Below are 3,495 nucleotides of genomic sequence, written 5' to 3' on the forward strand. Positions count from 1 at the left end.
GGAAAAGCAAGGGAGCTGGCAAGAATGAGTAAATGGGAATTTCAGGAAGAACCCGGGAAACGCAAGATTCCAAGACACTATACCGAGAAGGAGCTTAAGGAGGACATGAAATTTGCCAGAGAAACTTGTAATCAGTAACGCCTCTCCTATCATGAATTTGGCTATCATAGGTCAATTAGATCTTTTAAAACAATTTTTCTGAGATTCATATTACTCAGGCCGTCTGGAAAGAAACAGTTCTGGACGGGGAAGGTAAAGCCGGCGTTTCCGACATTAAAAAAGCTAAATGGATAAAGGTTGTAAAGGTTGAAGAAACGCCACTCGTGCAGCTTTTGAAGAAAGACCTTGATAACGGAGAGGCGGAAACTATTGCATATGCCCTTCAGAAAAAGAACGTCCTTGTCCTTCTTGACGAGGATGATGCAAGAGAGATGGCAGATTTTTATGGGATAGAAAAGACAGGAGTTATAGGGATTTTAATAAGGGCAAAGCTCGAAAAGAAAATTCCATTATTGAAACCGGTCTTGGATAAATTAAGAACCAAGGCAGGTTTTTGGATAAAAGACTCCCTTTATCAAGAAGCTTTAAAGGCGGTTGGAGAATGATGAAAAAAACTAAAAAGCAGATAGAGGCAATCGCCAAAAACATAAAACTCCTCATTCTTGATGTTGATGGAGTGCTTACTGACGGAAGCATTATCCTTGACAACGAAGGAAATGAGTTCAAGGCATTTCATGTGAGAGATGGGCATGGCATAAAGATGCTCGAAAAAGCAGGCATTAAGGTTGCCATAATCACAGGGAGGCACTCAAAGGTAGTGGAGAGAAGGGCGCATGAGCTCGGCATAACAGAGGTTTACCAGAGATGTCACATAAAGTCTGTTGCCTATGAACATCTCATAGAGAAGATGGGAATCACTGACAAAGAAGTGGCATATATCGGGGATGACATTGTGGATATTCCAATCTTTAAAAGGGTTGCACTCTCTGTTGCTGTTGCAGACGCCACAGAAGAGACAAAGGCAGAGGCAATGATCGTTACAGAGAATCGCGGTGGCAGAGGTGCTGTCAGGGAAATATGCGACCTCATACTGAAGTCAAACGGAAAGTGGAAAGAGCTGATTGATGAGTACTATACGGTTTAATCTCCCAACAATCCTTACATTCAGCAGGATAATATTAATCCCCTTTTTTGTCTTAATAACACCGAAAAGCCCGCTGTTGGGCATAACAATTTTTATCATTGCATCTGCAACGGATTTTCTTGACGGGTATTTAGCAAGGAAATCAGGACAGATAACGAAATTCGGGATAATCCTTGACCCTATTGCAGACAAATTTCTCGTAATCTCTGCGCTGATACTGCTCGTTGATATGGTAAGGCTTTCTGCATGGGTAGCAATAGTAATTATAGTGAGGGAGTTTGTTGTAACAACATTGAGGGTCGTTGCCCTTTCGAAGAATATTGTCATTCCTGCAGAGACAGGAGGCAAGTTGAAGACAGCATCCCAGATGACAGCCATAATACTCCTCCTCCTGCCAGGAGGCATAGGGGATCTGGATTTTTACGATGTCGGCCTTGTTCTTATGTATATTGCCCTTATCCTTGCTCTGGCATCAGGAGTTAAATACACAATTTCTTTCTGGAGGCAGACCCAATGATGCCTGTATTAATAATCCTATCGTTTCTCATAGGCTCTATCCCTACAGGTCTATTGATTGCAAAGACCAAGGGAATCGATTTAAGAAAGGTGGGCAGCGGAAACATAGGCGCGACAAATGTTCTCAGGGCAGTGGGTAAGGAAGCGGCTTTATTTACTCTGATAGGAGATATTGCAAAAGGAGCGCTTCCGGTTGCAATCGGAAAGCTTTTTGGATTGGGTATTTTTGATGCAGGCATTCTCGGCATTTCTGCCATATTAGGCCACAATTTCTCGTTATTCCTGAAATTTAAGGGAGGCAAGGGCGTTGCAACAAGCATCGGGGTTTTGCTTGCTTTCTCTCCCCATGTCGCACTTCTTACTATTACCCTATGGCTCTTGACAGCAAGATGGACAAGATACTCTTCTTTAAGCGCACTGGTTGCATTTGGCCTGCTGCCGCTAAGCATTTACATGCTGGATTATTCAAATGAAAAAATGGTAATTGCTATCGCAATCACTGTTTTAATATTCGTAAGGCACACAGCCAATATTAAGAGGCTTATACAGGGGACAGAGAGTAAGATAGGGGAAAAGATAGGCGATAGGCTAAAGGGAAAAGCAAAAAATTATGACTAAAAAAGCAGTTATTTTGTTAAGCGGCGGAATTGATTCATCAACAACTGCAGCTATCGCGAAAGCAGAAGGATACGATATTTATGCATTGAGCTTTGATTATGCTCAGAGGCACAGGCTTGAGCTTGAGTCTGCAAAGAAAGTAGCTGAAAGTCTTGGCGCTAAGAAACATTTGATAATAAAATTTGACCTTAGAGAGATCGGAGGCTCGGCATTAACGGCGGATATTGAAGTGCCGAAAAAAGTAGGTCACATAAGTCCTATAGGACATATTCCAGTGACTTATGTCCCGGCACGCAACACGATTTTCCTCTCCTTTGCCCTCGGATGGGCAGAGGTGCTTGAGGCACCGGATATTTTCATCGGTGCAAATGCGGTGGACTACAGCGGTTATCCAGACTGTCGGCCTGAATACCTAAAGGCATTTGAGGAGATGGCGAACCTTGCAACAAGGGTTTCTGTGGAAGGCAAAATCAAATTTAAAATAAAGGCGCCACTCCTTTATATGACAAAGGGAGAGATAATAAGAAAAGGTGCAGAAATGGGATTCGACTATTCCTTCACATGGAGTTGTTATGACCCCCAAAAAGACATAGGTCATATAAGTCCTATAGGACATATTCCTTGCGGTAAGTGCGATAGCTGTCTCTTCAGGGCAAAGGGATTCAAAGAGGCAGGAATCAAAGACCCTCTTTTGTCTTGATTGTCAATATGTTCTGAAGTAGACTTGTTTTATGCTTGAATCCCTGTTTAATCCTGATTCCATCGCAGTCATTGGTGCATCGAGAGACCTACAGAAGGTCGGCGGCGCTGTCTTAAATAATCTTGTTAGATTCAGCTATAAAGGCAGGCTGTACCCTATAAACCCATCCGCCCCCGGACATCTTAGGGCTTAAGGCATATCAGAAGGCCTCGGAAGTTGGCGAAAACATCGACCTTGCGGTTATAGCAGTCCCTGCCAGATTTGTACCCGGGACCCTTGTTGATTGTGCTGCTGCAGGAGTCAGGGCAGCGGTAATTGTGAGCGCAGGCTTTAAAGAGGCGGGTACAGAAGGCGTCAGGCTGGAACAAGAAATCAGGATAATAAGTAAGGACAACAATATCCGTATCCTGGGCCCAAACTGTCTCGGGATAATCAATACAGCCAACAGCATGAATGCCACCTTTGCAGCAGGCATGCTTCCGAGGGGCAGAAATGCATTCTTTTCGCAATCAGGGGC

The 3,495-nt window shown here is 43.7% G+C and carries 8 protein-coding genes; all 8 read left to right on the forward strand.

The features are described from left to right. A partial coding sequence (locus V7L97_RS13005) for a UPF0175 family protein (RefSeq protein ID WP_442891782.1) occupies nucleotides 1-138 on the forward strand: 138 nt, incomplete at its 5' end. 185 nt (nucleotides 139-323) lie between these two features. Then, nucleotides 324-605 (forward strand): DUF3368 domain-containing protein, encoded by a 282-nt coding sequence (locus V7L97_RS07235; protein ID WP_333654618.1) that lies wholly within the window; start codon nucleotides 324-326, stop codon nucleotides 603-605. After that, a complete protein-coding gene (gene kdsC, locus V7L97_RS07240; protein WP_333654619.1) occupies nucleotides 602-1,144 on the forward strand; it encodes a 3-deoxy-manno-octulosonate-8-phosphatase KdsC in 543 nt (180 codons plus the stop codon). The genes V7L97_RS07235 and kdsC overlap by 4 nt, the downstream gene beginning before the upstream one ends. After that, nucleotides 1,125-1,661: a CDP-diacylglycerol--glycerol-3-phosphate 3-phosphatidyltransferase gene (gene pgsA / locus V7L97_RS07245; RefSeq protein WP_333654620.1), complete on the forward strand. Its 537-nt coding sequence runs from the start codon at nucleotides 1,125-1,127 to the stop codon at nucleotides 1,659-1,661. The genes kdsC and pgsA overlap by 20 nt, the downstream gene beginning before the upstream one ends. Further along, a complete protein-coding gene (plsY, locus tag V7L97_RS07250; protein WP_333654621.1) occupies nucleotides 1,658-2,278 on the forward strand; it encodes a glycerol-3-phosphate 1-O-acyltransferase PlsY in 621 nt (206 codons plus the stop codon). Before pgsA ends, plsY begins: the two co-directional genes overlap by 4 nt. After that, a complete protein-coding gene (queC, locus tag V7L97_RS07255; protein WP_333654623.1) occupies nucleotides 2,271-2,978 on the forward strand; it encodes a 7-cyano-7-deazaguanine synthase QueC in 708 nt (235 codons plus the stop codon). The genes plsY and queC overlap by 8 nt, the downstream gene beginning before the upstream one ends. A gap of 31 nt (nucleotides 2,979-3,009) precedes the next feature. Next, complete coding sequence (locus V7L97_RS07260; protein WP_333654624.1) at nucleotides 3,010-3,171, forward strand: CoA-binding protein; 162 nt, start codon at nucleotides 3,010-3,012, stop codon at nucleotides 3,169-3,171. A gap of 34 nt (nucleotides 3,172-3,205) precedes the next feature. Continuing rightward, nucleotides 3,206-3,495 (forward strand): CoA-binding protein (locus tag V7L97_RS07265; RefSeq protein ID WP_333654625.1); only part of this gene is annotated, 290 nt, incomplete at its 3' end.

It is taken from the genome of Dissulfurispira sp. (assembly GCF_036745535.1).
GTDB lineage: Bacteria > Nitrospirota > Thermodesulfovibrionia > Thermodesulfovibrionales > Dissulfurispiraceae > Dissulfurispira.